The sequence below is a fragment of the Burkholderia sp. L27(2015) genome (assembly GCF_009765705.1).
GTDB lineage: Bacteria > Pseudomonadota > Gammaproteobacteria > Burkholderiales > Burkholderiaceae > LMUX01.
Window position 1 is genome coordinate 30,605 of the sequence record NZ_LMUX01000026.1, and the last position, 468, is coordinate 31,072.

At 49.4% G+C, this 468-nt stretch carries 1 protein-coding gene; it reads left to right on the plus strand.

Going from position 1 to position 468, the window contains the following annotated elements; all coding sequences use genetic code 11:
* Window positions 1–468 (plus strand): hypothetical protein (locus tag GSQ77_RS27725; protein ID WP_158907152.1); only part of this gene is annotated, 468 nt, incomplete at both ends.

Here is a 468-nt window from a genome sequence, read left to right on the forward strand (position 1 = left end):
GGATGATCCTGTGGCACAAAGCCACATCGGCAATGTCGTTAGTCGCCAATATTGTCCTGTTTTGGTAACAAAAACTGGCTGCCTCATAAGCATCCAAGCCGGTGAAATTTGTGGCGGCCAATGGGACAAGAAAAGGGATCGTTGGAAGGTAGGGGTTGGCGGCGACATCGAAGCAGATACAGCGGCAATGGTAAACCCCGGTTTTTCAACTGCCCATGACCTCTGGAATGAATTTTATAAAGCGACCACGTCGATATCTGGCCGTTACAAGTTGCAAGATGCTCTAGTGGATAATTTGGGCATCATGAACCTCATGACGTGCGAGCCACCAACCGAAAACAATAGGGACTCTTACGCCGCAATCGCTCGGCAGCTTATTAAGGAAGGGGACCGCACTGATGCCGAATATATTGAGAAGAAGCTTGGTATTGCAGTCAATGCCGGCGTACCTTCTCAAGGGCTGATGAT